The 26,563-nt window shown below is 48.1% G+C and carries 30 protein-coding genes and 1 tRNA gene; 15 read left to right on the plus strand and 16 right to left on the minus strand.

Annotated features, from left to right (window positions below):
• Window positions 1-462: 462 nt before the first annotated feature.
• Window positions 463-1,251, plus strand: a complete 789-nt coding sequence (gene phoH, locus C7B16_RS08710; RefSeq protein ID WP_000533531.1) for a phosphate starvation-inducible protein PhoH — start codon at window positions 463-465, stop codon at window positions 1,249-1,251.
• A 279-nt stretch (window positions 1,252-1,530) separates the two neighbouring features.
• Here the strand turns inward: phoH and C7B16_RS08715 are convergent.
• Window positions 1,531-1,618, minus strand: a tRNA-Ser gene (locus tag C7B16_RS08715).
• A 232-nt stretch (window positions 1,619-1,850) separates the two neighbouring features.
• Between C7B16_RS08715 and ghrA the strand changes: the two genes are divergently transcribed.
• The 4 genes from ghrA (at window position 1,851) to C7B16_RS08735 (ending at window position 4,752) form a co-directional block, all read left to right on the plus strand.
• Window positions 1,851-2,789 carry a glyoxylate/hydroxypyruvate reductase GhrA gene (ghrA, locus tag C7B16_RS08720; protein WP_000351274.1) on the plus strand — a complete coding sequence of 313 codons (939 nt, stop codon included), beginning with the start codon at window positions 1,851-1,853 and terminating at the stop codon, window positions 2,787-2,789.
• A gap of 54 nt (window positions 2,790-2,843) precedes the next feature.
• Complete coding sequence (gene ycdX, locus C7B16_RS08725) at window positions 2,844-3,581, plus strand: zinc-binding phosphatase (RefSeq protein WP_000283676.1); 738 nt, start codon at window positions 2,844-2,846, stop codon at window positions 3,579-3,581.
• 23 nt (window positions 3,582-3,604) lie between these two features.
• Window positions 3,605-4,159 carry a molecular chaperone YcdY gene (gene ycdY, locus C7B16_RS08730; protein ID WP_001516162.1) on the plus strand — a complete coding sequence of 185 codons (555 nt, stop codon included), beginning with the start codon at window positions 3,605-3,607 and terminating at the stop codon, window positions 4,157-4,159.
• A gap of 101 nt (window positions 4,160-4,260) precedes the next feature.
• The gene (locus tag C7B16_RS08735; RefSeq protein WP_010377210.1) at window positions 4,261-4,752 is read left to right on the plus strand and encodes a DUF1097 domain-containing protein; all 492 of its coding nucleotides are present in this window, start codon (window positions 4,261-4,263) and stop codon (window positions 4,750-4,752) included.
• A gap of 50 nt (window positions 4,753-4,802) precedes the next feature.
• Here C7B16_RS08735 and csgG read toward each other — a convergent pair whose 3' ends face one another.
• From csgG to csgD, 4 genes are read right to left on the minus strand one after another with little or no spacing between them, the layout of a single operon-like run.
• Entirely contained in the window at window positions 4,803-5,636 is an 834-nt protein-coding gene (gene csgG, locus C7B16_RS08740; protein WP_001189334.1) for a curli production assembly/transport protein CsgG, read from the minus strand.
• Window positions 5,637-5,662: 26 nt separating this feature from the next.
• Window positions 5,663-6,079, minus strand: a complete 417-nt coding sequence (gene csgF, locus C7B16_RS08745) for a curli production assembly/transport protein CsgF (protein ID WP_001264092.1) — start codon at window positions 6,077-6,079, stop codon at window positions 5,663-5,665.
• Window positions 6,080-6,104: 25 nt separating this feature from the next.
• Window positions 6,105-6,494: a curli production assembly/transport protein CsgE gene (csgE, locus tag C7B16_RS08750; RefSeq protein WP_000833232.1), complete on the minus strand. Its 390-nt coding sequence runs from the start codon at window positions 6,492-6,494 to the stop codon at window positions 6,105-6,107.
• 4 nt (window positions 6,495-6,498) lie between these two features.
• Window positions 6,499-7,149 carry a biofilm master transcriptional regulator CsgD gene (gene csgD / locus C7B16_RS08755; RefSeq protein WP_000481523.1) on the minus strand — a complete coding sequence of 217 codons (651 nt, stop codon included), beginning with the start codon at window positions 7,147-7,149 and terminating at the stop codon, window positions 6,499-6,501.
• A 757-nt stretch (window positions 7,150-7,906) separates the two neighbouring features.
• On the opposite strand from csgD, the gene csgB reads away from it, so the two are divergent.
• The 6 genes from csgB to clsC all read left to right on the plus strand — a co-directional run bounded on the left by csgB (window position 7,907) and on the right by clsC (window position 11,739).
• On the plus strand, window positions 7,907-8,362 hold the full coding sequence (gene csgB / locus C7B16_RS08760; RefSeq protein WP_001516164.1) for a curli minor subunit CsgB: 456 nt from the start codon (window positions 7,907-7,909) through the stop codon (window positions 8,360-8,362).
• A gap of 40 nt (window positions 8,363-8,402) precedes the next feature.
• Complete coding sequence (csgA, locus tag C7B16_RS08765; RefSeq protein WP_000771420.1) at window positions 8,403-8,864, plus strand: curli major subunit CsgA; 462 nt, start codon at window positions 8,403-8,405, stop codon at window positions 8,862-8,864.
• Window positions 8,865-8,922: 58 nt separating this feature from the next.
• Window positions 8,923-9,255 carry a curli assembly chaperone CsgC gene (gene csgC, locus C7B16_RS08770; RefSeq protein ID WP_000992824.1) on the plus strand — a complete coding sequence of 111 codons (333 nt, stop codon included), beginning with the start codon at window positions 8,923-8,925 and terminating at the stop codon, window positions 9,253-9,255.
• 121 nt (window positions 9,256-9,376) lie between these two features.
• A complete protein-coding gene (locus C7B16_RS08775; protein ID WP_107179583.1) occupies window positions 9,377-9,688 on the plus strand; it encodes a type 1 fimbrial protein in 312 nt (103 codons plus the stop codon).
• Window positions 9,689-9,782: 94 nt separating this feature from the next.
• Window positions 9,783-10,316 carry an O-acetyl-ADP-ribose deacetylase gene (gene ymdB, locus C7B16_RS08780; RefSeq protein WP_016261898.1) on the plus strand — a complete coding sequence of 178 codons (534 nt, stop codon included), beginning with the start codon at window positions 9,783-9,785 and terminating at the stop codon, window positions 10,314-10,316.
• Window positions 10,258-11,739 carry a cardiolipin synthase ClsC gene (gene clsC / locus C7B16_RS08785; RefSeq protein ID WP_001516165.1) on the plus strand — a complete coding sequence of 494 codons (1,482 nt, stop codon included), beginning with the start codon at window positions 10,258-10,260 and terminating at the stop codon, window positions 11,737-11,739. Before ymdB ends, clsC begins: the two co-directional genes overlap by 59 nt.
• 7 nt (window positions 11,740-11,746) lie before the next feature.
• Here clsC and mdoC read toward each other — a convergent pair whose 3' ends face one another.
• Complete coding sequence (gene mdoC, locus C7B16_RS08790) at window positions 11,747-12,904, minus strand: glucans biosynthesis protein MdoC (protein ID WP_001516166.1); 1,158 nt, start codon at window positions 12,902-12,904, stop codon at window positions 11,747-11,749.
• A gap of 393 nt (window positions 12,905-13,297) precedes the next feature.
• On the opposite strand from mdoC, the gene mdoG reads away from it, so the two are divergent.
• The 3 genes from mdoG to C7B16_RS08810 all read left to right on the plus strand — a co-directional run bounded on the left by mdoG (window position 13,298) and on the right by C7B16_RS08810 (window position 17,734).
• The gene (mdoG, locus tag C7B16_RS08800; protein WP_010377222.1) at window positions 13,298-14,833 is read left to right on the plus strand and encodes a glucans biosynthesis protein MdoG; all 1,536 of its coding nucleotides are present in this window, start codon (window positions 13,298-13,300) and stop codon (window positions 14,831-14,833) included.
• Window positions 14,826-17,369, plus strand: a complete 2,544-nt coding sequence (gene mdoH / locus C7B16_RS08805) for a glucans biosynthesis glucosyltransferase MdoH (protein WP_010377224.1) — start codon at window positions 14,826-14,828, stop codon at window positions 17,367-17,369. Before mdoG ends, mdoH begins: the two co-directional genes overlap by 8 nt.
• Window positions 17,370-17,506: 137 nt before the next feature.
• Window positions 17,507-17,734 carry a YceK/YidQ family lipoprotein gene (locus tag C7B16_RS08810; RefSeq protein WP_001211026.1) on the plus strand — a complete coding sequence of 76 codons (228 nt, stop codon included), beginning with the start codon at window positions 17,507-17,509 and terminating at the stop codon, window positions 17,732-17,734.
• Here the strand turns inward: C7B16_RS08810 and C7B16_RS08815 are convergent, their stop codons facing one another.
• From C7B16_RS08815 to lpxL, 3 genes are all read right to left on the minus strand, one after another.
• A complete protein-coding gene (locus C7B16_RS08815; protein WP_001516169.1) occupies window positions 17,735-18,109 on the minus strand; it encodes a MysB family protein in 375 nt (124 codons plus the stop codon).
• Between the two features lie 82 nt (window positions 18,110-18,191).
• Complete coding sequence (mdtG, locus tag C7B16_RS08820; protein ID WP_107179584.1) at window positions 18,192-19,418, minus strand: multidrug efflux MFS transporter MdtG; 1,227 nt, start codon at window positions 19,416-19,418, stop codon at window positions 18,192-18,194.
• A gap of 177 nt (window positions 19,419-19,595) precedes the next feature.
• Entirely contained in the window at window positions 19,596-20,516 is a 921-nt protein-coding gene (lpxL, locus tag C7B16_RS08825; protein ID WP_001516170.1) for a kdo(2)-lipid IV(A) lauroyltransferase, read from the minus strand.
• 223 nt (window positions 20,517-20,739) lie between these two features.
• Here lpxL and C7B16_RS08830 point away from each other — a divergent pair, with 223 nt between their 5' ends.
• On the plus strand, window positions 20,740-21,792 hold the full coding sequence (locus tag C7B16_RS08830; protein WP_105267718.1) for a rhodanese-related sulfurtransferase: 1,053 nt from the start codon (window positions 20,740-20,742) through the stop codon (window positions 21,790-21,792).
• Between the two features lie 41 nt (window positions 21,793-21,833).
• Here C7B16_RS08830 and C7B16_RS08835 read toward each other — a convergent pair whose 3' ends face one another.
• The 7 genes from C7B16_RS08835 to pyrC all read right to left on the minus strand — a co-directional run bounded on the left by C7B16_RS08835 (window position 21,834) and on the right by pyrC (window position 26,532).
• The gene (locus C7B16_RS08835) at window positions 21,834-22,409 is read right to left on the minus strand and encodes a YceI family protein (protein ID WP_000749251.1); all 576 of its coding nucleotides are present in this window, start codon (window positions 22,407-22,409) and stop codon (window positions 21,834-21,836) included.
• 3 nt (window positions 22,410-22,412) lie between these two features.
• Window positions 22,413-22,979 (minus strand): cytochrome b, encoded by a 567-nt coding sequence (locus tag C7B16_RS08840; protein ID WP_010377234.1) that lies wholly within the window; start codon window positions 22,977-22,979, stop codon window positions 22,413-22,415.
• Window positions 22,980-23,240: 261 nt separating this feature from the next.
• The gene (locus tag C7B16_RS08845) at window positions 23,241-23,354 is read right to left on the minus strand and encodes a YceO family protein (protein WP_001253738.1); all 114 of its coding nucleotides are present in this window, start codon (window positions 23,352-23,354) and stop codon (window positions 23,241-23,243) included.
• A 48-nt stretch (window positions 23,355-23,402) separates the two neighbouring features.
• Window positions 23,403-24,521, minus strand: a complete 1,119-nt coding sequence (solA, locus tag C7B16_RS08850) for an N-methyl-L-tryptophan oxidase (RefSeq protein WP_107179585.1) — start codon at window positions 24,519-24,521, stop codon at window positions 23,403-23,405.
• Window positions 24,522-24,635: 114 nt separating this feature from the next.
• The gene (gene bssS, locus C7B16_RS08855) at window positions 24,636-24,890 is read right to left on the minus strand and encodes a biofilm formation regulator BssS (RefSeq protein ID WP_000414435.1); all 255 of its coding nucleotides are present in this window, start codon (window positions 24,888-24,890) and stop codon (window positions 24,636-24,638) included.
• A 275-nt stretch (window positions 24,891-25,165) separates the two neighbouring features.
• Window positions 25,166-25,411, minus strand: coding sequence for a DNA damage-inducible protein I (dinI, locus tag C7B16_RS08860; protein WP_001217758.1), 246 nt, complete (start codon window positions 25,409-25,411; stop codon window positions 25,166-25,168).
• Window positions 25,412-25,485: 74 nt separating this feature from the next.
• Window positions 25,486-26,532 (minus strand): dihydroorotase, encoded by a 1,047-nt coding sequence (gene pyrC, locus C7B16_RS08865; RefSeq protein WP_000126569.1) that lies wholly within the window; start codon window positions 26,530-26,532, stop codon window positions 25,486-25,488.
• Window positions 26,533-26,563: the final 31 nt, after the last annotated feature.

The following is a 26,563-nucleotide window of genomic DNA, read 5'->3' on the forward strand; positions in this document are numbered from 1 at the left end:
TCGACCCAAATTGCTCGTTTTTGTCATCACACTGTCATCTTTGCGATACAAGCTAATGTCATCAAAATGGTGGTTTATAGTTAAATATAAGTAAATATATTGTTGCAATGAATAAGAGATCTGTTGTACTTATTATGTAACAGCGGTAGTTCCCGGCAGTGATAGTCAGTCACTATGGAGATCGCGGATGGTAACGTCCTGTACTGGACATGTTTTTGACAATCAACGCTCGACCAAACGCGGAGACTTCTCCTCCGGTAGCAACTGCGTCACTCTACATTCTCATCCACTTCCTTTCTTTATTCGTGTTACCGACGCCTTTAACGGTGCGCGTAGCCGTTTTCGGTGTTATTTCCAAAAGCAAACTATGGCTTACAAGGAAGCCAACCCTCTGATGTTCGTGCGCATAATCGCGCTGCCAACGGCGCGTGTGATGAATACAAACAACTCAAGGTGCTCTCCATGGGAAGACAAAAAGCAGTGATCAAAGCTCGTCGCGAGGCAAAACGTGTGCTGAGACGGGATTCGCGTAGCCATAAACAGCGTGAAGAAGAATCGGTCACCTCGCTTGTGCAGATGAGCGGCGTAGAAGCCATTGGCATGGCTCGCGACAGTCGTGATACTTCGCCAATCGCCGCGCGAAATGAAGCGCAATTGCACTATCTGAAGGCTATTGAGAGTAAGCAGCTTATATTTGCCACTGGCGAAGCCGGGTGCGGCAAAACCTGGATCAGTGCTGCAAAAGCGGCAGAGGCTCTGATTCATAAGGATGTCGACAGGATTATCGTCACCCGTCCAGTATTGCAGGCCGATGAAGATCTTGGCTTCTTACCTGGAGATATTGCAGAAAAGTTTGCTCCTTATTTTCGCCCGGTCTATGACGTGCTTGTCCGGCGCCTGGGGGCTTCCTTTATGCAGTATTGCCTGCGACCGGAAATAGGGAAGGTGGAAATCGCGCCGTTCGCCTACATGCGTGGACGTACCTTTGAAAATGCAGTTGTCATTCTTGACGAGGCGCAGAATGTGACTGCCGCGCAAATGAAAATGTTTTTAACCCGCCTCGGGGAAAACGTGACGGTTATCGTCAACGGTGATATCACGCAATGCGATTTACCTCGCGGCGTGCGATCCGGATTAAGTGACGCTCTGGAACGTTTTGAAGAAGATGAGATGATCGGGATTGTCCGATTCGGCAAAGATGATTGCGTACGTTCGGCACTTTGCCAACGAACGCTACATGCTTACAGCTAAGTGTATTATTGGTTCAAAGCCCGGGCGAGCCGGGCTTTGAGATTGATGACAAACGTAAGATGCCTGATGCGCTACGCTTATCAGACCTACAAGATAATCACAATGTATTGAATTTGCGAGATTTTGTGGGGCGGATAAGACGTTCATGCCACATCCGGCATGAACAAAGCGCACAGTGTCAACAATCTGAGAACCCCGGCCGGGGCTTCTCATCCCCCCCCGGTGTATGCAATATGCGAAAAAAAAGCCCGTACTTTCGTACGAGCTCTTCTTAAAATATGGCGGTGAGGGGGGGATTCGAACCCCCGATACGTTGCCGTATACACACTTTCCAGGCGTGCTCCTTCAGCCACTCGGACACCTCACCAAATTGTTGTTCCTGTCTTGCTGGAACGGGCGCTAATTTAGGGAAATCATGGCCTGAGGTCAACAAACTTTTTAAAAAAATCGCGCGTTTATTCAAACTTCAATCAATATGCAGTTTTAATAAGCGAAATCTGCTTTTTTTGCCACCGACCGCTGATTTGTTATGCTGGTGGTCTTTGTAGATCATAACGATAAGTGCGAATAAATTTCGCTCAGATTTTTCGGGAGTCAGTATGGATATCATCTTTTATCACCCAACGTTTGATACCCAATGGTGGATTGATGCGCTGGGGAAATCGCTTCCACATGCAAGAGTCAGAGCATGGGAAACCGGCGATAATCATCCTGCGGATTATGCTTTGGTCTGGCATCCTCCGGTCGGGATGCTGGCAGGGCGTGACCTTAAGGCGGTGTTCGCGTTGGGTGCTGGTGTTGATTCGATTTTGAGTAAATTACAGACACACCCTGAAATGCTGAAACCGTCTATTCCGCTTTTTCGCCTGGAAGATACCGGTATGGGCGAGCAAATGCAGGAGTACGCAGTGAGCCAGGTGTTGCACTGGTTTCGGCGCTTTGACGATTATCGCGAGCAACAAAATGCTTCGCTTTGGCAACCACTGCCTGAATATCACCGGGAAGATTTTACTATCGGCATTCTGGGGGCTGGTGTATTGGGTAGTAAAGTCGCACAGAGTTTGCGAACCTGGCGCTTTCCATTGCGTTGTTGGAGTCGCACTCGTAAATCCTGGCCTGGTGTTCAAAGCTTTGCCGGAAGCGAAGAGTTGCACGCATTTCTGAGCCAATGCCGCGTATTGATTAATCTTCTACCGAATACCCCCGAAACGGCCGGCATTATTAATCAACAATTATTAGAAAAATTACCGGATGGCGCGTATCTCCTGAATCTGGCGCGTGGCGTTCATGTAGTAGAAGATGACCTGCTCGCGGCGCTGGATAGCGGTAAGGTTAAAGCGGCGATGCTGGATGTTTTTAATCGTGAACCCTTACCGTCGGAAAGTCGGCTCTGGCAACATCCACGTGTGACAATAACACCACATGTTGCAGCCATTACCCGACCTGCTGAAGCGGTGGAGTATATTGCACGCACCATTACGCAACTTGAACGAGGGGAGACTGCTAGCGGGCAGGTCGATCGCGCTCGAGGCTACTAATAAAGCTTCCGGATTCCTGCTATCCTTGGCGGTAATTGAATACAGGAGAGAGTTATGTATCCCGTCGACCTTCATATGCATACCGTTGCCAGTACGCATGCATATAGCACATTAAGTGATTACATTGCCCAGGCCAAGCAGAAGGGCATTAAACTTTTTGCGATCACCGATCATGGCCCGGATATGGAAGATGCACCGCACCATTGGCACTTCATTAATATGCGTATCTGGCCGCGAGTGGTCGATGGGGTAGGGATCCTGCGTGGAATCGAAGCCAACATCAAAAACGTTGATGGTGAAATTGACTGCAGCGGCAAAATGTTTGAGTCGCTGGATTTGATCATTGCTGGTTTTCATGAACCAGTTTTTGCACCACATGATAAAGCCACTAACACGCAAGCGATGATCGCGACTATTGCCAGTGGTAATGTGCATATTATAAGCCATCCGGGGAACCCCAAATATTCCATAGATTTTAACGCTGTTGCCGAAGCAGCGGCTAAATATCAGGTGGCGCTGGAAATTAATAATTCCTCATTCTTACATTCGCGTAAGGGCAGTGAAGAAAACTGCCGTGCAGTGGCTGCGGCGGTGCGCGATGCCGGTGGCTGGGTCGCGTTAGGATCGGATTCTCACACCGCGTTTACCATGGGGGACTTTGCAGAGTGTCGTAAAATCCTCGACGCGGTTGATTTTCCGCAAGAGCGTATTCTGAATGTTTCACCGCGCCGCTTACTGAACTTCCTTGAATCTCGCGGTATGGCACCAATTGCAGAATTTGCTGATCTTTAATTGTTATTAACGGAAATAAATTAATGAACGAGTTTTCTATCCTGTGTCGTGTACTGGGTTCGCTCTATTACCGCCAACCGCAGGACCCTTTACTGGTTCCGCTGTTTACCTTGATTCGTGAAGGAAAACTGGCGGCGAACTGGCCGCTGGAACAGGATGAATTACTGGCGCGCTTGCAGAAAAGCTGTGATATGGCGCAAGTATCTGCCGATTACAATGCACTATTTGTCGGAGATGAATGCGCAGTTTCGCCTTATCGCAGCGCCTGGGTTGAGGGTGCCACTGAAGCAGAAGTGCGTGCTTTTCTTTCCGAACGCGGGATGCCGTTAGCGGATACGCCAGCGGATCATATCGGTACTTTATTGCTGGCAGCTTCCTGGTTGGAAGATCAGTCAACAGAAGATGAAAGCGAAGCGCTGGAAACACTGTTCAGCGAGTATCTGTTGCCCTGGTGCGGCGCATTTCTCGGTAAAGTTGAGGCCCATGCGACCACGCCGTTCTGGCGTACCATGGCACCGCTGACCCGCGATGCCATTAGCGCAATGTGGGATGAACTTGAGGAACAGTCAGAAGAATAAATGTGACTCACGTCACTTATAACTGCAATCTATAATTTGCCGTTGCATAAAATGTGTGCTCGATCTCATTCAATTTCGCGTTTTCTGCTATTATGCGCGGCATGAACATACTTCTCTCTATTGCAATCACAACAGGCATTCTCTCCGGTATCTGGGGATGGGTGGCTGTTTCTCTTGGCTTACTTAGCTGGGCGGGTTTCCTGGGCTGCACGGCCTACTTTGCCTGTCCACAGGGTGGTTTGAAAGGACTGGCAATCTCCGCTGCAACGTTGCTGAGTGGCATGGTGTGGGCGATGGTTATTATTCACGGTAGTGCGCTGGCACCACATCTGGAAATTCTCGGTTATGTCATAACGGGGATTGTGGCTTTTCTGATGTGTATTCAGGCTAAACATCTGTTGTTGTCGTTTGTCCCTGGTACATTTATCGGCGCATGTGCGACGTTTGCCGGGCAGGGGAACTGGAAGCTGGTTTTACCCTCTCTGGCGCTTGGGTTGGTGTTTGGCTACGCGATGAAAAACAGCGGTCTTTGGCTGGCAGCGCGCGGTGCTAAGTCCGCTCAGCGAGAGCAACAAGTCAAAAATAAAGCGTGAGGAGCACTCACGCTTTAGATTGAATAGTAAAGAGCCAGCTTTTTTATGTATCAGGATTCCGGCGGTACTGATAAGTGGCGGTATTTCACCAGAATGTCATTCTGCCGTTCTGCTTTATTCTGCAAATCCCACAGGCCACGGTCGATACCGTCGTTAATCAGGAAGATAACGCCTGTTTCGATGGCTGACATCAGGCACAGCATAACCGGCTCGTTAGAGGTATAACCCACTTCCCCTTCCAGTAACCGTTGGTAGTCAATAAAGCGGAAGACACCCGCCTGGACTTCATAGGAAAGGATTGTCTTACTGGTGTTCACCGAAGAAAGGATCTCGCCGGTACTCACATTGACGACGCGCAGGTTCACGGCGATTTGATCAAGTTGGTATTGCGTGTCTGCACCAATACCAAAGTATCTCGCCCCAACACCGCCCGATTTGACGTTGCTTTCATAACCAATAATTGAGCCTTCAACCATGATATTGGCTGCGGTCAGCGATTGAAGCGGGATTCGGTTGTTTACCGCTACAGTACCGTTTTCCTGTGCTGCACGAATAATCTTGCGTTCGTTGAGCAGGTTTTGTAGGCCCTGACGCTCCAGCGGTATAAACCAGCGAGAATCTTTCAATGCCGTGACCAGCATCGCGGTGGCGCTTTGCGGAACAGCAGTGGAGAAGTTACTCGCCGGGTAGGCTTTAAATTGCCCGGTTTCGTCCTGAATGTTGTATACCGAAACAAAGATCTTACCCGTTGGTGCAGGTAAATGGGTCAAATCTTTATAGCTCTGGGCTCGAGGCATTAATGTTGGCTTGGCGGCTTCTTTTGGTGGGGCGGTTAAGCATCCGCTCAGCAACATGACGGCAACCAAAACAAATAAGCGCTGCATGATTAATTTCCTTATGAAGCTGGGGCTTAAAAATCGGTTGAGTTATTTTGTAAACCCGACACTTCAATAGTCGAAGTTTGTCCGGTTTTACGATCTGTCACGTTCAACTGCAATTGACCATCGCGGTTGGCAATATCGATAATATATTCGTTAGTCACCATTCGGCCCGGTTTGCCAGTGTTAATATTCGACAGCAGGCCACCTAAAATTTGTGACTGAATAGCCTGGGTGAAGTTATCCAGCGCCGATGGTGTTTCAATACCAAAGTCATCGTTATAGCTGGGATCTTTATATGAGTTCTGTGCCTGGGCGCTATTTAATAAAAAAGCGCCGTTATTCGGGTTGCCACCAAAGTTTGGGTTGCGGAACTGAAAGGTCATAGTTCCAGCCCAACTTAATGGAGAAATAAGCATGAGTAGAACTACTGCATGTTTGACACGCATTGCAGCCTCCTGACAAATTTTTTATTTAGAATTCATCATGCGCCAAATCGCCCGTACCCAATAACGCCTGATTTATCTGGCGACGATTTAGTGCTTCTTCAGTTTGTATCAGTGCAAAGACGACAGTTTTCTCGAAGTCTCTTTTCAACGGGAATAAAAATGTCTGGAAAATAACGTCCTGATTCACCGTTATTGTGATCCAGCTTCCCCATCGTGCACTGGGTCTTTCATTAATCGTTAAATTACCGGTGTAGTCACTTTCCCATTTATCACTAAAGGCACGGTAAAAATCGTGCCCAATAGATGAAACAGTATGGTCAGTTAACAATCCCGGTACTTCTACCTCAACGGCGTGAACATTGCCCGCAGCGAAGAGAAGTTCTGCTGCTACAATCCAGCATAAATAACGTTTCATGGCTTTATCGCCTGAGGTTATCGTTTGCCCATGAGACCGCTTGTGTTCGGTTTTTTACAGCTATCTTCTTGAAAAGATTATAAAGATGCGTTTTAACCGTATTTTCGCTGATGAACAGCGAACGAGCAATCTCGTTATTGGAGGCGCCGATACGCAGCTTATTAAGGATCTCTTTTTCCCTATGAGTAAGGAGGGCAGATTCCGTGCTGTTATAACGATAGTTACCGGAATGTGTAATCAGGTAACTGGCAAGCTTTTGCGTAAAGTAGCATTCACCACGTAAGACGCCTTGCAACCCATTGACTACGCGTTCTTGATCCTCCATGGCGTAAAAAACACCATTGATATGTGGCCAGTTTTCAATGTCGCGGTACGGATAATCATCTGGGGTATTTAACAACATTGTTTTAATGTTGTTGTGTTTTCTGCTTAATGTATCCTGCCAGTAATGAATGAGCTTTTTATCTGCTTCCATCATATCCAACAGAATAATGCAGCCAGAAGATATATCGTCCAGAGAACGTTGAATATTATGCAGTTTTCCTGTGATTGCCAGCGATTGTTTTAAATGCTGCAATAACGCTGTCGCCTGCAAGGAAGGTTTAGTGATCAACAGTAAAGTATGACCATGAACACTATGGACTTCATTAAACATGATGAAACCCCGCTTTTTTTTATTAATCGCACACCTGACAGCTACCTCTAAAAATAGAGGCACCAGAAGTACTGACAGATGTTGCACTGCTGTGTGTAGTAATAAATCAACCCTAAATGGGTAAAATATAAAACTAATGGATTACATCTGATTTCAATCTAGCTATTACAAATCTTAAAGCAAGTGTTAAACGTGTAATAGAATGTAATCTGGCATTTAAAAATGTTAACGCTGCGGGGTGATTAAGTTTAGAAATGATAGAAAAGTTGTACATATAGCTTTTATTGCACAATTTTAAAAAGTCATACAAATAACGCTAAGTCCATAATTATGCATATAAAATTTATTCCCACATAGTCCTTTTGTTGCGCGGAAATTTCTTAATTTTTCGGAGGTTCTCCCTGGACAAATTTTTGCTGCAAAAAGACGATGTTTGTCACGGCTTGTTGAACAGACATATCGACGTAATCTTCTCGACTTGTGCAGAGAGGCCGTCCGTTGAATTTTTGCGGTCAAAAAATAGCAATTTAAAAGTAAACAAAATATTTTTTACGTAAATAACAGCGTATTTACGCGAGTTTTAATACTTTGGTATGAACAAAAAAAGAAAAATACAACGCGTGGGTGAGTTATTAAAAATATTTCTACAGACATACTTTCCATCGTAACGCAGCGTTAACAAAAAGCGGTTTGCGTTAACAACCAAGTTGAAGTGATTTAAATTTCTTTAATGTACGACCAGGTCCAGGGTGACAACATGAAAAACAGATTGTTATTTATGATGTTAACAGTACTGGGTGCGCCTGGGATTGCAGCCGCGGCAGGTTATGATTTGGCTAATTCAGAATATAACTTTGCGGTAAATGAATTGAGTAAGTCTTCATTTAATCAGGCAGCCATAATTGGTCAAACTGGCGCTAATAATAGCGCGCAGTTACGGCAGGGAGGCTCTAAACTTTTGTCGGTTATTTCGCAAGAAGGTAATAGTAACCGAGCCAGGATTGACCAGAAAGGAGATTATAACCTTGCGTATATTGACCAGACGGGTAATGCTAACGATGCCAGTATATCGCAAGGCGCATATGGTAATACTGCAATGATTATCCAGAAAGGTTCTGGTAATAAAGCAAATATTACTCAGTATGGTACTCAAAAAACGGCAATTGTAGTGCAGAGACAGTCGCAAATGGCTATTCGCGTGACACAACGTTAATTTCCATACGACTTTTAAATCAATCCGATGGGGGTTTTACATGAAACTTTTAAAAGTAGCAGCAATTGCAGCAATCGTATTCTCTGGTAGTGCTCTGGCAGGTGCTATTCCTCAGTACGGCGGCGGTGGCGGCGGCAACCACGGTGGTGGCGGCAATAACAGCGGCCCGAATTCAGAGCTGAATATTTACCAGTACGGCGGCGGTAACTCTGCTGTTGCATTGCAGGCTGATGCCCGCAACTCCGATCTGACTATTACCCAGCATGGCGGCGGTAACGGCGCTGATGTTGGACAAGGTTCTGATGACAGCTCAATCGATCTGACTCAGCGTGGTTTCGGTAACAGCGCTACTCTCGATCAGTGGAATGGTAAAGATTCTACTATGACCGTTAAACAGTTCGGTGGTGGTAACGGTGCTGCTGTTGACCAGACTGCATCTAACTCCAGCGTCAACGTAACTCAGGTTGGCTTTGGTAACAACGCGACCGCTCATCAGTACTAATACAGAATTTGTATGACAGAAACAGGGCGTAAGCCCTGTTTTTTTTCGGGAGAATAGTATGAACGCGTTATTACTTCTCGCGGCGCTTTCCAGCCAGATAACCTTTAATACGACCCAGCAAGGCGACATGTACACCATTATCCCTGAAGTCACCCTGACACAATCTTGCCTGTGTCGGGTACAAATATTGTCTCTGCGCGAAGGCAGTTCTGGGCAAAGCCAGACGAAGCAAGAAAAGACCCTCTCAGTGCCCGCTAATCAACCCATTGCTTTGACAAAATTGAGCTTAAATATTTCCCCGGACGATCGAGTGAAAATAGTTGTTACTGTTTCTGATGGACAGTCACTGCATTTATCACAACAATGGCCGCCATCTTCAGGAAAGTCTTAATGCGTTGATATATTGAGCATAAAATGAATCGGGAGAGAATGGTCTGATGCGAATCGGCCAACCTGACAGTATGGATAACAGCAACCCTCAAGGATGATTAATCATTGAGGAAATAGAATAAATGTTCAGACCATTTTTAAACTCTCTTATGCTCGGCAGTCTGGTTTACCCTTTTATTACCATCGCAGGCAGTAATGCACAAGGTGGCGTGATCTATTTTCGTGGTCAAATTGTAGAACCGACATGTGATGTCAGTACTCTTCAGGCACCACCAGAAATGACCTGTATGCAGAATGGTTCGGTTCCGGACAAAACCTATTCCAGCAAAGAGTTGATGAGCGGTAACGTCAAAAATCCGCAAATTGCCTCAGTAAAAGTGCAGTACCTTGATGAGCAGAAAAAGCTGGCTGTGATGAACATCGAATATAACTAAGTTTCTGAGCAACTCACGTTGCTGACAACAAAAATGCGATTTCCCTAAAAGCCCTGCTGTACACTTAAGGAACAAGATGGTGTAAGGAGGCGTTATGAAATCGCGTATTCATGTTGTGCAGGGTGATATTACCAAACTGGCCGTTGATGTTATTGTTAATGCGGCAAATCCATCATTAATGGGGGGCGGCGGTGTTGATGGCGCTATTCATCGCGCTGCTGGTCCGGCCTTGCTGGATGCTTGTTTAAAAGTTCGTCAGCAACAGGGCGATTGCCCTACGGGACATGCAGTCATTACTCTTGCAGGCGATCTTCCTGCCAAAGCAGTTGTGCATACCGTTGGGCCAGTCTGGCGCGGGGGCGAACAAAATGAAGACCAGTTATTGCAGGATGCCTATCTCAATAGTCTGCGACTGGTGGCTGCGAACGGTTATTCGTCAGTGGCTTTTCCTGCCATTAGCACTGGTGTATATGGTTACCCGCGTGCTGCTGCGGCTGAAATAGCTGTAAAAACCGTTTCGGAATTTATTACCCGTCACGCTTTACCTGAGCAAGTATACTTTGTCTGTTATGATGCAGAAAACACCCACCTCTACGAAAGACTCCTTACCCAACAAGGAGATGAATGATTTGCCCCGGCTGGCGAGCGCGGTGCTGCCGTTGTGCTCGCAACATCCTGGAAAATGCGGCATTTTCCCTCTTGATAAAAGCCTGGATGCGTTTGCCGCAAGATATTATCTGGCGGAAATGGCGGAACATACGCTGGATGTTCAGTACTACATTTGGCAGGACGATATGTCGGGGCGGTTGCTGTTTTCCGCCCTGTTAGCCGCAGCGAAGCGTGGCGTTCGCGTCCGGTTGTTGCTCGATGACAACAATACCCCCGGGCTTGATGACATTTTACGCTTGCTCGATAGTCACCCGCGTATTGAAGTCCGGCTTTTCAATCCTTTCTCGTTTCGTTTGTTGCGCCCGCTTGGCTATATCACCGATTTTTCCCGCCTCAATCGCCGTATGCATAATAAAAGTTTTACCGTTGATGGTGTGGTAACGCTGGTGGGCGGGCGAAACATTGGCGACGCTTATTTTGGTGCGGGGGAAGAGCCGCTTTTTTCTGATTTAGATGTCATGGCAATCGGGCCAGTTGTTGAGGACGTTGCCGATGATTTCGCCCGCTACTGGTATTGCAAATCGGTTTCACCGTTGCAGCAGGTGCTGGATGTTCCCGATGGCGAAATGGCTGACCGCATTGAGCTACCTGCGTCCTGGTACAACGACAGCGGGACACATCGCTATTTGCGCCAAATGGAGTTAAGTCCTTTTATAAATCAACTGGTTGACGGGACATTGCCGCTAATCTGGGCAAGAACGCGTTTATTAAGTGATGATCCCGCGAAAGGGGAGGGCAAGGCAAAACGCCATTCACTGCTGCCGCAACGTCTGTTCGATATCATGGGCTCACCCAGCGAACGTATTGATATTATCTCTTCCTATTTTGTGCCAACGCGCGCGGGAGTGGCGCAGCTTTTACGAATGGTGAGAAAAGGGGTCAAGATAGCTATCTTAACCAATTCACTTGCCGCTAACGATGTCGCTGTCGTTCATGCCGGGTATGCCCGCTGGCGCAAAAAATTGCTCCGCTATGGCGTTGAATTATATGAACTGAAGCCGACGCGGGAACAGAGCGGAACGCTGCACGATCGCGGTATAACCGGGAATTCTGGCGCAAGTCTGCATGCCAAAACGTTTAGTGTCGATGGCAAAATAGTGTTTATTGGCTCATTCAATTTCGATCCGCGTTCAACGCTGCTCAATACTGAAATGGGCCTGGTGATAGAGAGTGAAACGCTGGCGCAATTAATCGATAAACGCTTTATGCAGAGTCAGTATGATGCGGCCTGGCAGCTCCGTTTGGATCGTTGGGGAAGGATCAACTGGGTCGATCGTCATGGGAAGGAAGATATTATCCTCAAAAAAGAACCCGCAACCAGTTTCTGGAAGCGGGTTATGGTCAGACTGGCGTCAATATTGCCCGTTGAATGGTTATTATAAACGTGGCTTAACGGGCTGGCGCTTTATCATTCTCACGCTTCACGTTCGGTTTGCCAGAGAATAAAAACTTCAGCAACGGAATGCGTAAATGAATTTCGTACAGAATTATCGCAATCCCTATCACAAATATCAGACCGCAGAGAAAACCAAGCCAATTTGAGGTGATATGCGGGGTGATGTATGCGCCGAAAAAGAGCGTTAACGGGTGGTGAACCAGGTAGATAAACAGCGACGCGTTGACAAAATAAGTTACCCGTGCCGACTGAAAATTAAGCAGGCGGTGGCCGAAGGAGAAGACCACATTAACCATCCACAGTCCGAGCACCATCGTGATCACCGACTCAGTTTCATACATCCATGCATCGCCACTGCCGTAACGTTGATTGAGCAAATAAGCCATAAATGCCAGTGCTGCCGCGAGGGTACAGCCGCGAGATGGGGTGGTAAACAAAGCTTTAAGGTTAGGAAAAATGAAAGCCAGTGCACCGAGAATAAAGAACGGCATATAAAACAGCGTCTGCATGAAAATAAAATTGAACATGCCATCGCTTAAAATGGGCGGATAAATGATAAATAGTGTTCTTCTTATTGCTGCATAGCCAACACCCAGACAGAAAAATAATATCGATAGCTTAACCATCGAGAAAGATTTATTCGCCTTATCTGAATTTTCTAAATTATTTCTGATGCGCTTAAATATCCACACGCACAGTGTCGTCATAACGACCAGCACCAGTAAAAACCACAGATGCGAGACTAATTCCCAGGCCAGAGTATTATATTTGTCATACAATGATAGCCCAGGCCAGCTTTCCGCTTTGCCTTTGACATATTGCAGCATAATGAATTGTGGCAAGGTGAGCAGGGGAATTGCCGTTAACATCGGGATACCTACGCGCTCAACGCGCACTTTCCACCATTTTTTCAATGGGTAGCGCAAAAACAGCATGTAGGAAAAATACCCGGAAATAACGAAAAATACCTGCATACGGAAGGCGTGGATAAAATCGTTAAAAAGCGTCAGCCACCATGATGGTTCTGCGCTATTCACATGCCAGGTGTGGCTTGAATAAATTAAAGAAATATGAAAAGGGATCCCTAACAACATCAACCATGCGCGGATGGAGTCGAGGAAATATTCACGCTGCGCGGGTACTGGATTCATATATGGTTAACTAATCTCGGATTTTTCGTCTTATCCCGACCGGGTAATGCCTTTAGGCTTTTGCCGTAGCGACACCGACCTGGCCACATGTGGCGCAGATTTCAAGTGTGTTTTTATGCGGCATAACCGCTACCACGAACCAAAATGGAAGCGCCTGTAAGACGGTTGATAAATAAAATTGCTGGCAAACCCTACACGAACTCGCTCCTTCTGTCTTTAGGAGAAGCACGGAAAGTGAAAACGGTTGCAATCAGGTGCTTAATCCATGAGCCGGTACGCCGAATAATACCGGGATTCTGTTGTCGGAATGGCTGGTTATCCATTAAAATAGATCGGATCGATATAAGCACACAAAGGGGGAAGTGCTTACTTATTATGAAACATAAACTACAAATGATGAAAATGCGTTGGTTGAGCGCTGCAGTAATGTTAACTCTGTATACATCGCCAGGCTGGGCCTTCAGCATTGACGATGTCGCAAAGCAAGCTCAATCCTTAGCCGGGAAAGGCTATGAGGCACCTAAAAGTAACTTGCCCTCCGTTTTCCGCGACATGAAATACGCGGACTATCAGCAGATCCAGTTTAATCATGACAAAGCCTACTGGAACAATCTGAAGACCCCATTCAAGCTCGAGTTCTACCATCAAGGTATGTACTTCGACACGCCGGTCAAAATCAACGAAGTCACCGCAACGGCAGTAAAAAGAATCAAATACAGTCCGGATTATTTCACTTTCGGTGATGTTCAGCATGACAAAGACACGGTAAAAGACCTTGGCTTCGCCGGTTTTAAAGTGCTTTACCCGATCAACAGCAAAGATAAAAACGATGAAATCGTCAGCATGCTCGGGGCCAGCTATTTTCGCGTGATTGGCGCAGGTCAGGTTTACGGTCTTTCTGCCCGTGGCCTGGCAATTGATACCGCTTTGCCATCCGGTGAAGAATTTCCGCGATTTAAAGAATTCTGGATCGAGCGTCCAAAACCGACTGACAAACGTTTAACGATTTATGCGCTGCTTGATTCGCCGCGTGCGACAGGCGCTTACAAGTTCGTTGTTATGCCGGGACGTGACACGGTTGTTGATGTGCAATCGAAAATTTACCTGCGCGATAAAGTCGGCAAACTGGGCGTTGCACCGTTAACCAGTATGTTCCTGTTCGGGCCGAATCAGCCATCTCCGGCGAATAACTATCGTCCGGAATTGCACGATTCTAACGGCCTTTCTATCCATGCTGGTAACGGTGAGTGGATCTGGCGTCCGCTGAACAACCCGAAACATCTGGCGATCAGCAGTTTCTCGATGGAGAACCCTCAAGGTTTCGGTCTACTGCAACGCGGCCGCGATTTCTCCCGTTTTGAAGATCTCGACGATCGTTATGATTTGCGTCCTAGCGCCTGGGTAACGCCGAAAGGGGAGTGGGGTAAAGGCAGCGTTGAGCTGGTAGAAATTCCAACCAACGATGAAACCAACGATAACATCGTCGCTTACTGGACACCGGATCAGTTGCCGGAGCCGGGCAAAGAGATGAACTTTAAATACACCATCACCTTCAGTCGTGACGAAGACAAACTTCACGCGCCTGATAACGCCTGGGTGCAGCAGACGCGTCGTTCAACGGGCGATGTAAAGCAGTCGAACCTGATTCGCCAGCCTGATGGCACTATTGCCTTTGTGGTCGATTTCACCGGCGCAGAAATGAAAAAACTGCCAGAGGATACGCCGGTCACCGCGCAAACCAGCATTGGCGATAATGGTGAGATTGTCGAAAGCACGGTGCGTTATAACCCGGTTACTAAAGGCTGGCGTCTGGTGATGCGTGTGAAAGTGAAAGATGCCAAGAAAACCACTGAAATGCGTGCTGCGCTGGTGAATGCCGATCAGACGTTGAGTGAAACCTGGAGCTACCAGTTACCTGCCAATGAATAAGACAACCGAGTACATTGACGCAATGCCCATCTCTGCAAGCGAGAAAGCGGCATTGCCGAAGACCGATATCCGCGCTGTTCATCAGGCGCTGGATGCTGAACACCGGATCTATGCGCGGGAGGATGACTCCCCACAAGGCTCGGTAAAGGCACGTCTGGAACAAGCCTGGCCTGATTCGCTTGCTGATGGACAGTTAATTAAAGACGACGAAGGACGCGACCAGCTTCAGGCAATGCCGAAAGCAAAACGCTCCTCTATGTTTCCCGATCCGTGGCGAACTAATCCGGTAGGGCGATTCTGGGATCGTCTGCGTGGGCGCGATGTGACGCCGCGCTATCTGGCCCGGTTGACCAAAGAAGAGCAGGAAAGTGAGCAAAAGTGGCGTACCGTCGGGACAATCCGTCGTTACATCCTGCTTATCCTGACGTTGGCGCAAACTGTTGTCGCCACCTGGTACATGAAGACGATTCTGCCGTATCAGGGATGGGCGTTGATTAATCCGGTTGATATGGTTGGTCAGGATCTGTGGGTTTCCTTTATGCAGCTCCTGCCTTATATGCTGCAAACCGGCATTCTGATCCTCTTCGCTGTTCTTTTCTGTTGGGTGTCTGCCGGGTTCTGGACGGCGCTGATGGGCTTCCTGCAGTTACTTATTGGTCGCGATAAATACAGTATATCTGCGTCAACCGTTGGTGATGAGCCGTTAAATCCGGAGCATCGCACGGCATTGATCATGCCTATTTGTAATGAGGATGTGAACCGCGTCTTTGCAGGCTTGCGCGCAACGTGGGAATCGGTAAAAGCCACCGGCAATGCTCAACACTTTGATGTCTATATTCTGAGTGACAGCTACAACCCAGACATCTGTGTGGCAGAACAAAAAGCGTGGATGGAGCTGATCGCTGAAGTCGGTGGCGAAGGTCAGATTTTCTATCGCCGTCGCCGTCGTCGCGTGAAGCGTAAGAGCGGTAATATCGATGACTTCTGCCGTCGCTGGGGCAGTCAGTACAGCTACATGGTGGTGCTGGATGCCGACTCAGTGATGACCGGTGATTGCTTGTGTGGTCTGGTGCGCCTGATGGAAGCCAATCCGAATGCCGGGATTATCCAGTCTTCACCGAAAGCGTCCGGTATGGATACGCTGTATGCGCGCTGCCAGCAGTTTGCTACCCGTGTCTATGGGCCATTGTTCACTGCCGGTTTGCACTTCTGGCAACTCGGTGAGTCGCACTACTGGGGGCATAACGCGATAATCCGCGTGAAACCGTTTATCGAGCATTGTGCGCTGGCACCGCTGCCTGGTGAAGGATCATTTGCTGGTTCAATTCTTTCGCATGACTTTGTGGAAGCCGCACTGATGCGCCGTGCAGGCTGGGGGGTATGGATTGCTTACGATCTTCCTGGCTCTTATGAAGAGTTGCCGCCTAATCTGCTTGATGAGCTAAAACGTGACCGCCGCTGGTGCCACGGTAACTTGATGAACTTCCGTCTGTTCCTGGTGAAAGGGATGCACCCGGTACACCGCGCGGTGTTCCTGACAGGTGTGATGTCTTATCTTTCCGCACCGCTGTGGTTTATGTTCCTCGCGCTTTCTACCGCATTGCAGGTAGTGCACGCGCTGACCGAGCCGCAATACTTTCTGCAACCACGGCAGTTGTTCCCGGTGTGGCCACAGTGGCGTCCTGAACTGGCTATTGCGCTGTTTGCCTCGACCATGGTGCTGCTGTTCCTGCCGAAGTTGTTGAGTATTTTGCTCATCTGGTGCAAAGGGACGAAAGAGTATGGCGGCTTCTGGCGCGTGACGTTATCGTTGTTGTTAGAAGTGCTGTTCTCCGTGTTGTTGGCACCGGTACGCATGCTGTTTCATACGGTATTCGTGGTCAGCGCCTTCCTCGGTTGGGAAGTGGTGTGGAATTCACCGCAGCGTGATGATGACTCCACTTCCTGGGGCGAAGCGTTTAAACGCCACGGCTCTCAGTTATTGCTGGGGTTAGTGTGGGCGGTCGGTATGGCGTGGCTGGATCTGCGTTTTCTGTTCTGGCTGGCACCGATTGTCTTCTCGTTGATCCTGTCACCGTTTGTTTCGGTGATCTCCAGCCGTACAACCGTTGGTTTGCGCACGAAACGCTGGAAACTGTTCCTGATCCCGGAAGAGTATTCACCGCCGCAGGTACTGGTCGATACCGATCGTTTCCTTGAGATGAACCGTCAACGTTCTCTCGACGATGGCTTTATGCACGCGGTGTTTAATCCGTCGTTTAATGCCCTGGCAATGGCAATGGCCACCGCGCGTCACCGCGCCAGTAAGGTGCTGGAAATCGCCCGCGATCGCCACGTTGAACAGGCGCTGAACGAGACGCCAGAGAAGCTGAATCGCGATCGCCGCCTGGTGCTGTTGAGCGATCCGGTGACCATGGCACGCCTGCATTTCCGTGTGTGGAATTCCCCGGAGAAATATTCTTCATGGGTGAGTTACTACGAAGGGATAAAGCTGAATCCACTGGCATTACGTAAACCGGATGTGGCTTCGCAATAAAGCGTAGTTACCTGCAATATATTGAATTTGCAAGGTTTCGTAGATCGGATAAGGCGTTCACGCCACATCCGGCAAAAACAACGAGCCAATAAAAATACCGGCGTAATGCCGGTATTTTTTTACAGAAGAGGGTACGAATGCGTTTCATTTTGGTAGGCATCATGGTTGCTTTGCTGAGTGGTTGTGGCAGCATCATCAGCCGCACCATACCGGGGCAGGGGCATGGCAATCAATATTATCCAGGTGTGCAATGGGATGTGCGTGACTCCGCATGGCGCTATGTCACGATCCTTGATCTTCCATTCTCTTTAGTCTTTGATACCTTACTGCTGCCGATCGACATTCACCACGGAGCATATGAGTAATTAACGTTCATCCCACTCATCGGCTGCTGTGCGCCCTTCTTCGGTATCCAGCGGAGGCTCAAGCTGGAATTCGCCTTCGTCCCATTCATGCAGAGTATTTTCTTCCTGCCATTCCTGGCGGATTTCAATCTCATCATAATCGCCATCAAATATGCTCTGTGCGGCTTCTCCACTGAACATTGGCAGGCATTCACCTTCTTCGCCTTCATCGGCGTAAAACTCAACCTGCCACATAATGTCGCCATCTTGCAGAATGTATTTTTGGACATTGAACTGTTGCACATTCGCTTCTTCGGCGTCGATGCCGGGATTGTCAGCAAGAAATTCTTCGCGTGCGGCATCAATGGCTTCTTCAAGCGTTGCGTACATAGTCATCACGATTCTCCCTTTGATTTGATGAGGTATTCAGGGAAAGAATAGCTGATTCTCCGCTTTTGCAAGTATGAAAGGCGAAAAATCAGTTCGATACCCGGGGGAATCGGCGGCGACGCAGGCTGTTCCAGGAATAGACAGCGTTAAACAGAACGACTCCGGCAGTAACCAGAAATACTGCCCGGAAGCCATAGTTTGCTGAGATAGCGGCCCCCATCAATGGCCCCGTAACGTTGCCAATATCACGAAACGACTGGTTATAACTGAAAATGCGACCGGCGATTTGGTTGGTCGAATTGTAAACCAGCAGCGTCTGTACGGCGGGGAGCAAAGCACCATCTGCAGCACCGAGTAAAAACCGTAAAATCCCCAGTTGCAATGGCGTCTGGACATAAGACATTGGGATCAACAGCAGTACAGAAAAGATCAGCGCAGTTATCAGAATCTTTTCTGGTCCGATTCGATCGCCAAGTTTGCCGAGTCGTGGTGCGCTAAGTAGAGCTGCCACGCCGGGGACTGAGGCGATCATCCCGCTGATAAACGCGATATTACTGACGTTGCCGGCCAGTTCGCGGACATACAGCGTCAGGATTGGGGCGATTGAACCGGTGGCAATCTGGATAATTAACGTCGTGACAAACAGGCTGAGTACCAGTTTTGGGTTTTTAAGTGACGTTACGACTTCCCGCATGTGCAGCATCTCTTTTTTGCTGACCGGTTGGAATTTTTCTTTGATACAAAATAGGGTGACAAAAAAACAGAGTAGCAGCACGCTAGCGGTGATAAAGAACACCGGACGTAAGCCGTAGCTATCCGCGAGCAGACCGCCAGCCATTGGGCCGAGCAACGCGCCACTAACCCCACCGGTAGAGAGTGTCCCCAGCGCCCAGCCGCTTTTGTTGCGTGGGACCTGGGTGGCGATTAAGGCGTTGGCGTTGGGAACAAATCCACCGAGCAGCCCCAGTAGCGCCCGCAGGATCAGGAACTGCCAGATATTTTGCGCCAACCCCATCAACACCATCACGATGCCCATCCCGAGAGCCGAGCGCAATAGCATAATTTTTCGGCCTTTGCGATCGGCAAGCCCGCCCCAAAACGGGGAGGCGATAGCAGAAAATAAAAAGGTAATACTGAAGACAATTCCGGACCACATATTCAGCTCACTGTGACCGGTGACGCCAAGTTGCTCAACGTAGAGGGGTAAGAACGGCATCACCAGACTGAAGGCGGCGCCGGTGAGAAAACAACCTAGCCAGGCAACGATCAGGTTTCGTTTCCAGTTTATGGAGGTGTCATTATCAGAGGGTGACATAGCAATCCGCTGTTGGTGCGCCAGGCGCGGTGAACATAAGAAGAAAAAATAAGCACACTAATTATGCGCCTGACTTATAGGTGGTGCAACGCAGAGAGCTTTTATCGCTAAATCAGGGGATTTGATGCTGACAGGCCGGATGTGATGCAGGCATCTTATCCGGCCTGTGAATATGTATTAATAGCGAGAAGGTACGCCTTGCGGGCGCGTTTTAAAGCGACGATGCAGCCACATGTACTGTTCCGGCGCCATCATGATGCATTTTTCTACCACTTTATTCATCCACGCAGCGGTGGTTTCAGCGTTATCCAGCGGAGGTGAACACTCTGGCGGCAGCATGATCAATTGATACCCTTTGCCATCTGGCTTACGACGCGGAACAAACGGCACCAGACACGCACCAGACATTCTGGCCAGCATCCAGGTGCCGCTGGTGGTCGCCGCCTGTTCAACGGCAAACAGCGGCACAAAAACGCTTGAGCGTGGACCGTAATCGTGATCTGGTGCATACCAGACCACTTCGCCTTTCTTCAGTGCTTTAATCATTCCTTTTAAATCTTTGCGATCGAGCATCGATTTATTCGAACGCAGACGCCCCCAGGTTTGCAGCCAGTCGATCAATGGATTATCGTTCGGGCGATAGACACCGATACCCGGTTCCTGCATACCAAATTGCCTTGCGCCCAGTTCCAGAGTCAGAAAATGGATGCCAACTAACAGGATGCCGCGCTTTTGTGCCTGCACGTCACGGATATGTTCCATGCCGATCACTTCTGTCCAACGGGCAACCCGACGGTCCGGCCAGAACCATGCCATGCCAGTCTCCATCAGCCCCATGCCAACGGATTCGAAATTCTTCACCACCATTTCACGGCGTTCCTGTTCACTCATCTCCGGGAAGCACAGTTCCAGGTTGCGGTGCACAATTTTGGCGCGTCGTTTCATAAAACGTAACGCCAGTCGTCCCGCCGCGATGCCGAGGCGGTAGATAATTGGGTAGGGTAACTGAACGACCAACCAAAGTACGCCAATACCCAACCAGGTTAACCAATAACGCGGATGAAGCAGTGCGGTGGAGAACTTGGGTAGATTCGTCATATCAATCCTGTCTTTCAACCTATACGGGCAATTGTATGTATTGTCGCATTTTTTCGTCCGCAACCAAAATTTGTGACCGGGGATTGGGTGAAATTGCCGCGCATGTAAACCATTATTAATTTTTAATGTGCAAATGTAGCGTAAAATGTGTGGATGTTAATTATCGATAATTGCTATATGATGCCGCGGATTTTTACTTACCCACCCGCAGGAACCGTACACCATGCCAGTGTTACACAACCGCATTTCTAATGACGCGCTGAAAGCCAAAATGCTGGCCGAGAGCGAACCACGCACCACCATGTCGTTCTATAAATATTTCCAAATTGCCGATCCCTGGGCGACCCGCGATGCTTTATATCAGCTATTTACTGCGTTGAATGTCTTTGGGCGGGTCTATCTGGCACGTGAAGGGATCAACGCACAAATCAGCGTACCGGCGAGCAACGTAGAGACATTTCGCGCACAGCTTTATGCTTTTGACCCTGCTTTAAACGGATTACGTCTGAATATTGCGCTGGATGATGACGGGAAATCCTTCTGGGTGCTGCGCATGAAAGTCCGCGAACGAATTGTTGCCGATGGTATTGACGATCCTCAATTTGACGCCAGTAACGTCGGGGAATATCTACAAGCGGCGGAAGTGAACGCCATGCTTGACGATCCAGATACGCTGTTTATCGACATGCGCAACCACTATGAATACGAAGTGGGGCATTTTGAAAACGCGCTCGAAATTCCGGCTGATACCTTCCGTGAGCAACTGCCGAAAGCGGTTGAGATGATGCAGGCGCATAAAGATAAAAAAATCGTGATGTACTGCACCGGTGGTATTCGTTGCGAAAAGGCCAGTGCCTGGATGAAACATAGCGGATTCAATAAAGTCTGGCATATCGAAGGCGGTATTATTGAATACGCCCGCAAAGCGCGGGAACAAGGTCTGCCGGTCCGCTTTATTGGTAAAAATTTCGTTTTTGATGAGCGGATGGGAGAGCGCATCTCTGATGAAATTATCGCGCATTGTCATCAATGTGGCACACCGTGCGACAGCCATACCAACTGCAAAAATGATGGTTGCCACCTGCTGTTCATTCAGTGTCCGGCGTGTGCCGAGAAATTCAAAGGCTGTTGTAGTGAGATTTGCTGTGAAGAAAGCGCGTTACCGCCAGAAGAACAGCGACGTCTCCGTGCCGGGCGGGAAAATGGCAATAAGATCTTTAATAAATCACGTGGACGCCTGAACACGACACTGGTTATTCCTGATCCAACAGAATAAACATTCGTGCCGGATGCGTGTCATCCGGCAACATCTCAGCACTACTTCTGTTGTATGCCTTCAACCGAAATAATCAGATCAACTTCCTGCGAAGCCGCACCTAAATCTGTCTTGATATTGAAGTCTTTTAGCTTAATTTTCCCTTCAGCCTCAAAACCCGCACGTTTACCGCCCCATGGATCGTCGCCCTGGCCAATCAATTTCGCTTCCAGCGTTACTGGTTTGGTCACGCCATTCAGCGTCAGATCACCAGTAATATCCAGCTCGTCACCGTTTTTCTTCACGCTGGTGGAGGAGAAGGTTGCCTGCGGATATTTTGCTGTATTAAGGAAATCCGCGCTGCGGAGATGTTTATCGCGCTCGGCGTGATTGGTATCAACACTGGTGGTGTTAATAGTCACATTCACTTTATCGGCTGCAGGATCCTTTTCATCAAACGTAAATGTACCGTCGAAATCTTTAAATGTGCCGTACAACCAACTGTAACCCAGATGCTGGATGCGGAAATTGACAAAGGCGTGCTGGCCTTCTTTGTCAATTTTATAATCGGCGGCGATAGCTGAACCGGCAGAGAACATCAGTGAAGCGAAGGTTAAACCAAGCAGGCTTTTTTTCATTTTTTAAACTCCATAGTCAGATGACGATTTTCCCAGCATGCGCTTCAGGGTGTCGTCTTTATCGATGAAATGATGCTTCAGAGCCATAAATCCGTGCATAACGGACAGAACGACCACGCTCCACGCCAGCCAAAAATGCAGGGCACCGGCTAAGTCAGCCTGCGCGCCAGTATCGGCAAGGGTTGCGGGAACGTCAAACCAGCCAAAAACGCTGATCGGTTTGCCATCGGCGGTAGAGATCAGATAGCCACTGATGCCAATGGCGAAGAGCAAGAGGTACAGCGCAAGATGTCCAGTCTTTGCACCAAGACGAGTCATAAGCGAATAATTTTGCAACGGACCTGGCGGTGGGGATATGACACGCCACAGAATACGAACAACCAGCCCCATCATTAACAGAATACCGATGCTTTTATGCAGTTCTGGTGCTTTGTGATACCAGCCATCGTAATAACTGAGCGTTACCATCCACAGACCCAAAGCAAACATGCCATAGACAATGATTGCACTTAGCCAATGAAAGGCTGTTGATATAACGCCATAGCGTTCAGGGGTATTTGTAAGTGGCATAAGGGCATCCGAAACATATTTGCGAGAGAATGAAAATGGCGTGTCGGAGAATGAATTGCAACTTAAAAATAACAATTCGAATGATATTTATTTTTATTTCAATAATTTTGATTTAATAATGAAGAGACCTTCATAAGTTTAGTTGTTTCAGGATGAGTGAAATCTGGTGAATGCGGTTATTGCAGGAATAAGTTTATTCAAATTTTCACACCAAATGAAAGAGATATTAAATATTTGTCAATTTATGTCAGTGATTACGGGTTAGAAATAAAATACATAGATGAGATCCATAATCGCCAGCAGTGACCAAAGAACAAGATAAAGCATGAAGTGTTCGCGAATATTATTGATGAGATAGTTCACCAAACGACGCATTAAAAAACTCCTGTAAAAACGGCCTCATTTTGGAGGCTGTAATGATGATTATTGGAAGCGGGAAAGTCTGAATGGCGTCAAATCAAAATTGCTTTTTTTGTCTTGTGCAAAGTCAGCGGCTATTTCCCCTAAAACCGACGCAAATTTAAAGCCGTGCCCACTCAGGCCGGTAATCAGCAGCGTATTATCGTGATCGGGCAGGGTATCGATAATAAAATCTTCGTCAGGCGAATTATCATAGGTGCAGGAAGCGCCGTACAGGCAGCAGCCAATACCTGGCAACACCTGGCGCAAGAATGGGAAGGCTTCAGAACCATCGCTGGTAATTTCCGCAAATGGAACTCGTTCATCCGCGGAATGAATCACCTGACCACCGTTATGTTTACCAATCTTCAGAGCGTCATTTTCGGCAGGAAAACCGTAATATTGATCGCCATTGGGCAGTTCGCCAGTAAACGCCGGAAATTTATTTTTAACGCTATAACGGCCATCTGCCTGATACCAGGCAAATACTTTGCGTACTGGCTGAATCGGGAGTTCTGGTAGCAGGTCTTTTACCCAGGTTCCCGCGCAGACGATCGCTTTCTTTGCCTGATACTCGCCATCAGCCGTTGTAATGGTTACGCCGTTGTCATCATGGTGAATAGCGGTGACCGGGCAATTAAACAGTTGCGCGCAGCCAGCTTCATTCGCCAGTTTGATCCAGGTTTTAATCGCCAGTTCACTGCACAAAAAGCCGGAATCAGCTTCAAATAAGCCGATGTAGTTGTCCGGGACGCGTATTTCCGGCCAGCGGGCCATAATCGCTTGTGCATCCAGTTTTTCGACGTTGAGTTGCCACTGTTCCGCACTGTGGGCAACGTTGGTGAGGAATTTGGAGTCAGAAGGACCAAGGTTGATGACGCCAGAGCGCACAAAAATAGGGTCTTCTTCGTTGTAATGGGAGAGTTCATCCCACAACGTTTGCGCGCGAAGCACTAACGGAACATATTTTTCGCCTTCACCATAAGCATGGCGAATTAATCGCGTATCACCGTGGTGACTGCCGTGTTGATGTGGTGGCATATGGGCGTCGGTCATCAGCACTTTCAAACCGGCCTGGGTGGCATAATACCCGGCTGCAGCACCTACGGAACCGCTGCCAATAATGATGAGATCGTATTTCATTTTTTTCTCTCTGCTCTCATGGTACAAGCAGAGTAATTAAGTGAATGCAGATATACAACCCAGAAATGGTAAAGGCACCGGTCAGGTGCCTTTTGGGTGGATGGTCATGTCATGTTAATGACGCCGATACTCATTTACATGGAAATCACCAGATTCAATTTTGGCGATTCCTGCTTCTAATATCGAAATAAATTGTCTGGCAACATCAGTAGTTAACCAGAGTGTCTGACCAACTTCAGTCCCTTCCTGCTCGGACTTATTTGGGGTCTGGTAGTGCAAACGCAACATCAGCGCATCATAGCTATCAACGGTGCTGATGTCCCACCCTACGAGCGGATGAGTCTGAATGACTTCATTGTTTTTTTCCATCATGGCCCCCTAATTCGTGTTACTAGACAACGTTATTCGAGGTTCAATGCGTTTTTATCTGAAGCAACTTCAGTATACCAATAAGTAAGGGTGTTCACCGAATTTTTAAAGGGGGAAAGAGATATTTTTTTGGTTTTAAGATTTATATGAACAATAAAACAGCATGTCATTCATATTTTTTTAGCATATTGTGCAATTATTTTGAGGAAGTGTAGAAGATTTGTACGCAAAATAAAAAAGCCGGGGCGACCCGGCAAAACAAACATTACTGCATATTATTCGCTAACGAACCAGTCATCTGCGCTTTCCCATGTTTCTTGCAGAATTTCGCTAATACGTTGTTTATCTTCTTTTGTCGCGCCAATAACCGATAAATTATTGGCTGAAGCATAACGAACAGACACATGGCTTTCGTTATCAGGAAACGCATACTGAATACGGCGGGAAAGTTCACCTGCCAGAGCGTCAATAGCCCCGGCAGGTAATGGAGAAGTTTTCGCGATGGTGACTTCAATTCTCATAATAGCCCCCTGTTAAATATACTGGTTATTTATACAGGTAAAATAACCTAATGACAACAGGGTGCTACGTTTTTTTATTGTTTAACTGTCCAGCGAACCGTTTCTCCGGCCAGGAATGGCACCAGCGTGTCGTCGGTCAGAGCGATGCTTTCAGCAACTTGTTGCTCTTCGCGTACCAGTTCAATAAACGATTCGTTGACCGGTAAACCATAGAACTGCGGGCCGTTTAAAGAACAGAACGCTTCAAAGTGCTGCAACGCATCCATTTCTTCAAATACAGTGGCGTAACTGCCCAGCGCCGTTGGTGCATTAAAACAGCCTGCACAACCGCAGCTACTCTCTTTGCGATGACGTGCATGTGGTGCGGAGTCAGTCCCGAGAAAAACGCGATTAAAGCCACTGGCGACCAGCTCACGCAGTGCCTGTTGATGCACATTACGTTTGAGAATGGGCAGGCAGTACAGGTGCGGACGTACACCGCCAACCAGCATATGGTTACGATTAAACATCAGATGCTGGGGGGTAATAGTAGCGGCCAGCAATTCATTACCGTCACGAACATATTCGGCAGCATCTTTAGTGGTGATGTGCTCAAAAACCACTTTCAGCGCAGTCAGGCGCTGGCGCAGTGGCTCCATAACCGTTTCAATAAAGCGGGCTTCACGGTCAAAAATGTCGATATCGGCGTGTGTAACTTCTCCGTGCACCAGCAGCGGCATGCCAATTTTTTCCATTCGCTCAAGTACCGGCATGATAGTGTCAACCGACGTCACACCGTGGCTGGAGTTGGTGGTAGCGTTTGCCGGGTAAAGTTTTGCCGCGGTGAACACGCCTTCGTTAAATCCACGCTCCAATTCATTGGGGGCCAGCGAATCTGTTAAATAACAGGTCATCAGCGGGGTGAAATCGTGTCCGGCAGGTACGGCGTCAAGAATACGCTGGCGATACGCTACGGCAGCTTCGACGGTCGTTATGGGCGGAGCCAGATTGGGCATAACGATGGCCCGGCCATAAGTTTTGCTGGTATACGGCACGACAGTTTTTAACATGTCGCCATCGCGGAGGTGAAGGTGCCAGTCGTCTGGGCGGCGGATCTTTAATACCTGGGATGGTGCAGTCATTAATCTCTATGCTCCGGCTGAAGGGATGTTT

The organism is Escherichia sp. 20412-1, from assembly GCF_003027595.1.
GTDB classification, from domain to species: domain Bacteria; phylum Pseudomonadota; class Gammaproteobacteria; order Enterobacterales; family Enterobacteriaceae; genus Escherichia; species Escherichia marmotae.

Coding starts and splice junctions, on each gene's coding strand:
- phoH (WP_000533531.1), top strand. CDS start 463: ATGGGAAGACAAAAAGCAGTGATCAAAGCTCGTCGCGAGGCAAAACGT.
- ghrA (WP_000351274.1), top strand. CDS start 1,851: ATGGATATCATCTTTTATCACCCAACGTTTGATACCCAATGGTGGATT.
- ycdX (WP_000283676.1), top strand. CDS start 2,844: ATGTATCCCGTCGACCTTCATATGCATACCGTTGCCAGTACGCATGCA.
- ycdY (WP_001516162.1), top strand. CDS start 3,605: ATGAACGAGTTTTCTATCCTGTGTCGTGTACTGGGTTCGCTCTATTAC.
- C7B16_RS08735 (WP_010377210.1), top strand. CDS start 4,261: ATGAACATACTTCTCTCTATTGCAATCACAACAGGCATTCTCTCCGGT.
- csgG (WP_001189334.1), bottom strand. CDS start 5,636: ATGCAGCGCTTATTTGTTTTGGTTGCCGTCATGTTGCTGAGCGGATGC.
- csgF (WP_001264092.1), bottom strand. CDS start 6,079: ATGCGTGTCAAACATGCAGTAGTTCTACTCATGCTTATTTCTCCATTA.
- csgE (WP_000833232.1), bottom strand. CDS start 6,494: ATGAAACGTTATTTATGCTGGATTGTAGCAGCAGAACTTCTCTTCGCT.
- csgD (WP_000481523.1), bottom strand. CDS start 7,149: ATGTTTAATGAAGTCCATAGTGTTCATGGTCATACTTTACTGTTGATC.
- csgB (WP_001516164.1), top strand. CDS start 7,907: ATGAAAAACAGATTGTTATTTATGATGTTAACAGTACTGGGTGCGCCT.
- csgA (WP_000771420.1), top strand. CDS start 8,403: ATGAAACTTTTAAAAGTAGCAGCAATTGCAGCAATCGTATTCTCTGGT.
- csgC (WP_000992824.1), top strand. CDS start 8,923: ATGAACGCGTTATTACTTCTCGCGGCGCTTTCCAGCCAGATAACCTTT.
- C7B16_RS08775 (WP_107179583.1), top strand. CDS start 9,377: ATGTTCAGACCATTTTTAAACTCTCTTATGCTCGGCAGTCTGGTTTAC.
- ymdB (WP_016261898.1), top strand. CDS start 9,783: ATGAAATCGCGTATTCATGTTGTGCAGGGTGATATTACCAAACTGGCC.
- clsC (WP_001516165.1), top strand. CDS start 10,258: ATGATGCAGAAAACACCCACCTCTACGAAAGACTCCTTACCCAACAAG.
- mdoC (WP_001516166.1), bottom strand. CDS start 12,904: ATGAATCCAGTACCCGCGCAGCGTGAATATTTCCTCGACTCCATCCGC.
- mdoG (WP_010377222.1), top strand. CDS start 13,298: ATGATGAAAATGCGTTGGTTGAGCGCTGCAGTAATGTTAACTCTGTAT.
- mdoH (WP_010377224.1), top strand. CDS start 14,826: ATGAATAAGACAACCGAGTACATTGACGCAATGCCCATCTCTGCAAGC.
- C7B16_RS08810 (WP_001211026.1), top strand. CDS start 17,507: ATGCGTTTCATTTTGGTAGGCATCATGGTTGCTTTGCTGAGTGGTTGT.
- C7B16_RS08815 (WP_001516169.1), bottom strand. CDS start 18,109: ATGACTATGTACGCAACGCTTGAAGAAGCCATTGATGCCGCACGCGAA.
- mdtG (WP_107179584.1), bottom strand. CDS start 19,418: ATGTCACCCTCTGATAATGACACCTCCATAAACTGGAAACGAAACCTG.
- lpxL (WP_001516170.1), bottom strand. CDS start 20,516: ATGACGAATCTACCCAAGTTCTCCACCGCACTGCTTCATCCGCGTTAT.
- C7B16_RS08830 (WP_105267718.1), top strand. CDS start 20,740: ATGCCAGTGTTACACAACCGCATTTCTAATGACGCGCTGAAAGCCAAA.
- C7B16_RS08835 (WP_000749251.1), bottom strand. CDS start 22,409: ATGAAAAAAAGCCTGCTTGGTTTAACCTTCGCTTCACTGATGTTCTCT.
- C7B16_RS08840 (WP_010377234.1), bottom strand. CDS start 22,979: ATGCCACTTACAAATACCCCTGAACGCTATGGCGTTATATCAACAGCC.
- C7B16_RS08845 (WP_001253738.1), bottom strand. CDS start 23,354: ATGCGTCGTTTGGTGAACTATCTCATCAATAATATTCGCGAACACTTC.
- solA (WP_107179585.1), bottom strand. CDS start 24,521: ATGAAATACGATCTCATCATTATTGGCAGCGGTTCCGTAGGTGCTGCA.
- bssS (WP_000414435.1), bottom strand. CDS start 24,890: ATGGAAAAAAACAATGAAGTCATTCAGACTCATCCGCTCGTAGGGTGG.
- dinI (WP_001217758.1), bottom strand. CDS start 25,411: ATGAGAATTGAAGTCACCATCGCGAAAACTTCTCCATTACCTGCCGGG.
- pyrC (WP_000126569.1), bottom strand. CDS start 26,532: ATGACTGCACCATCCCAGGTATTAAAGATCCGCCGCCCAGACGACTGG.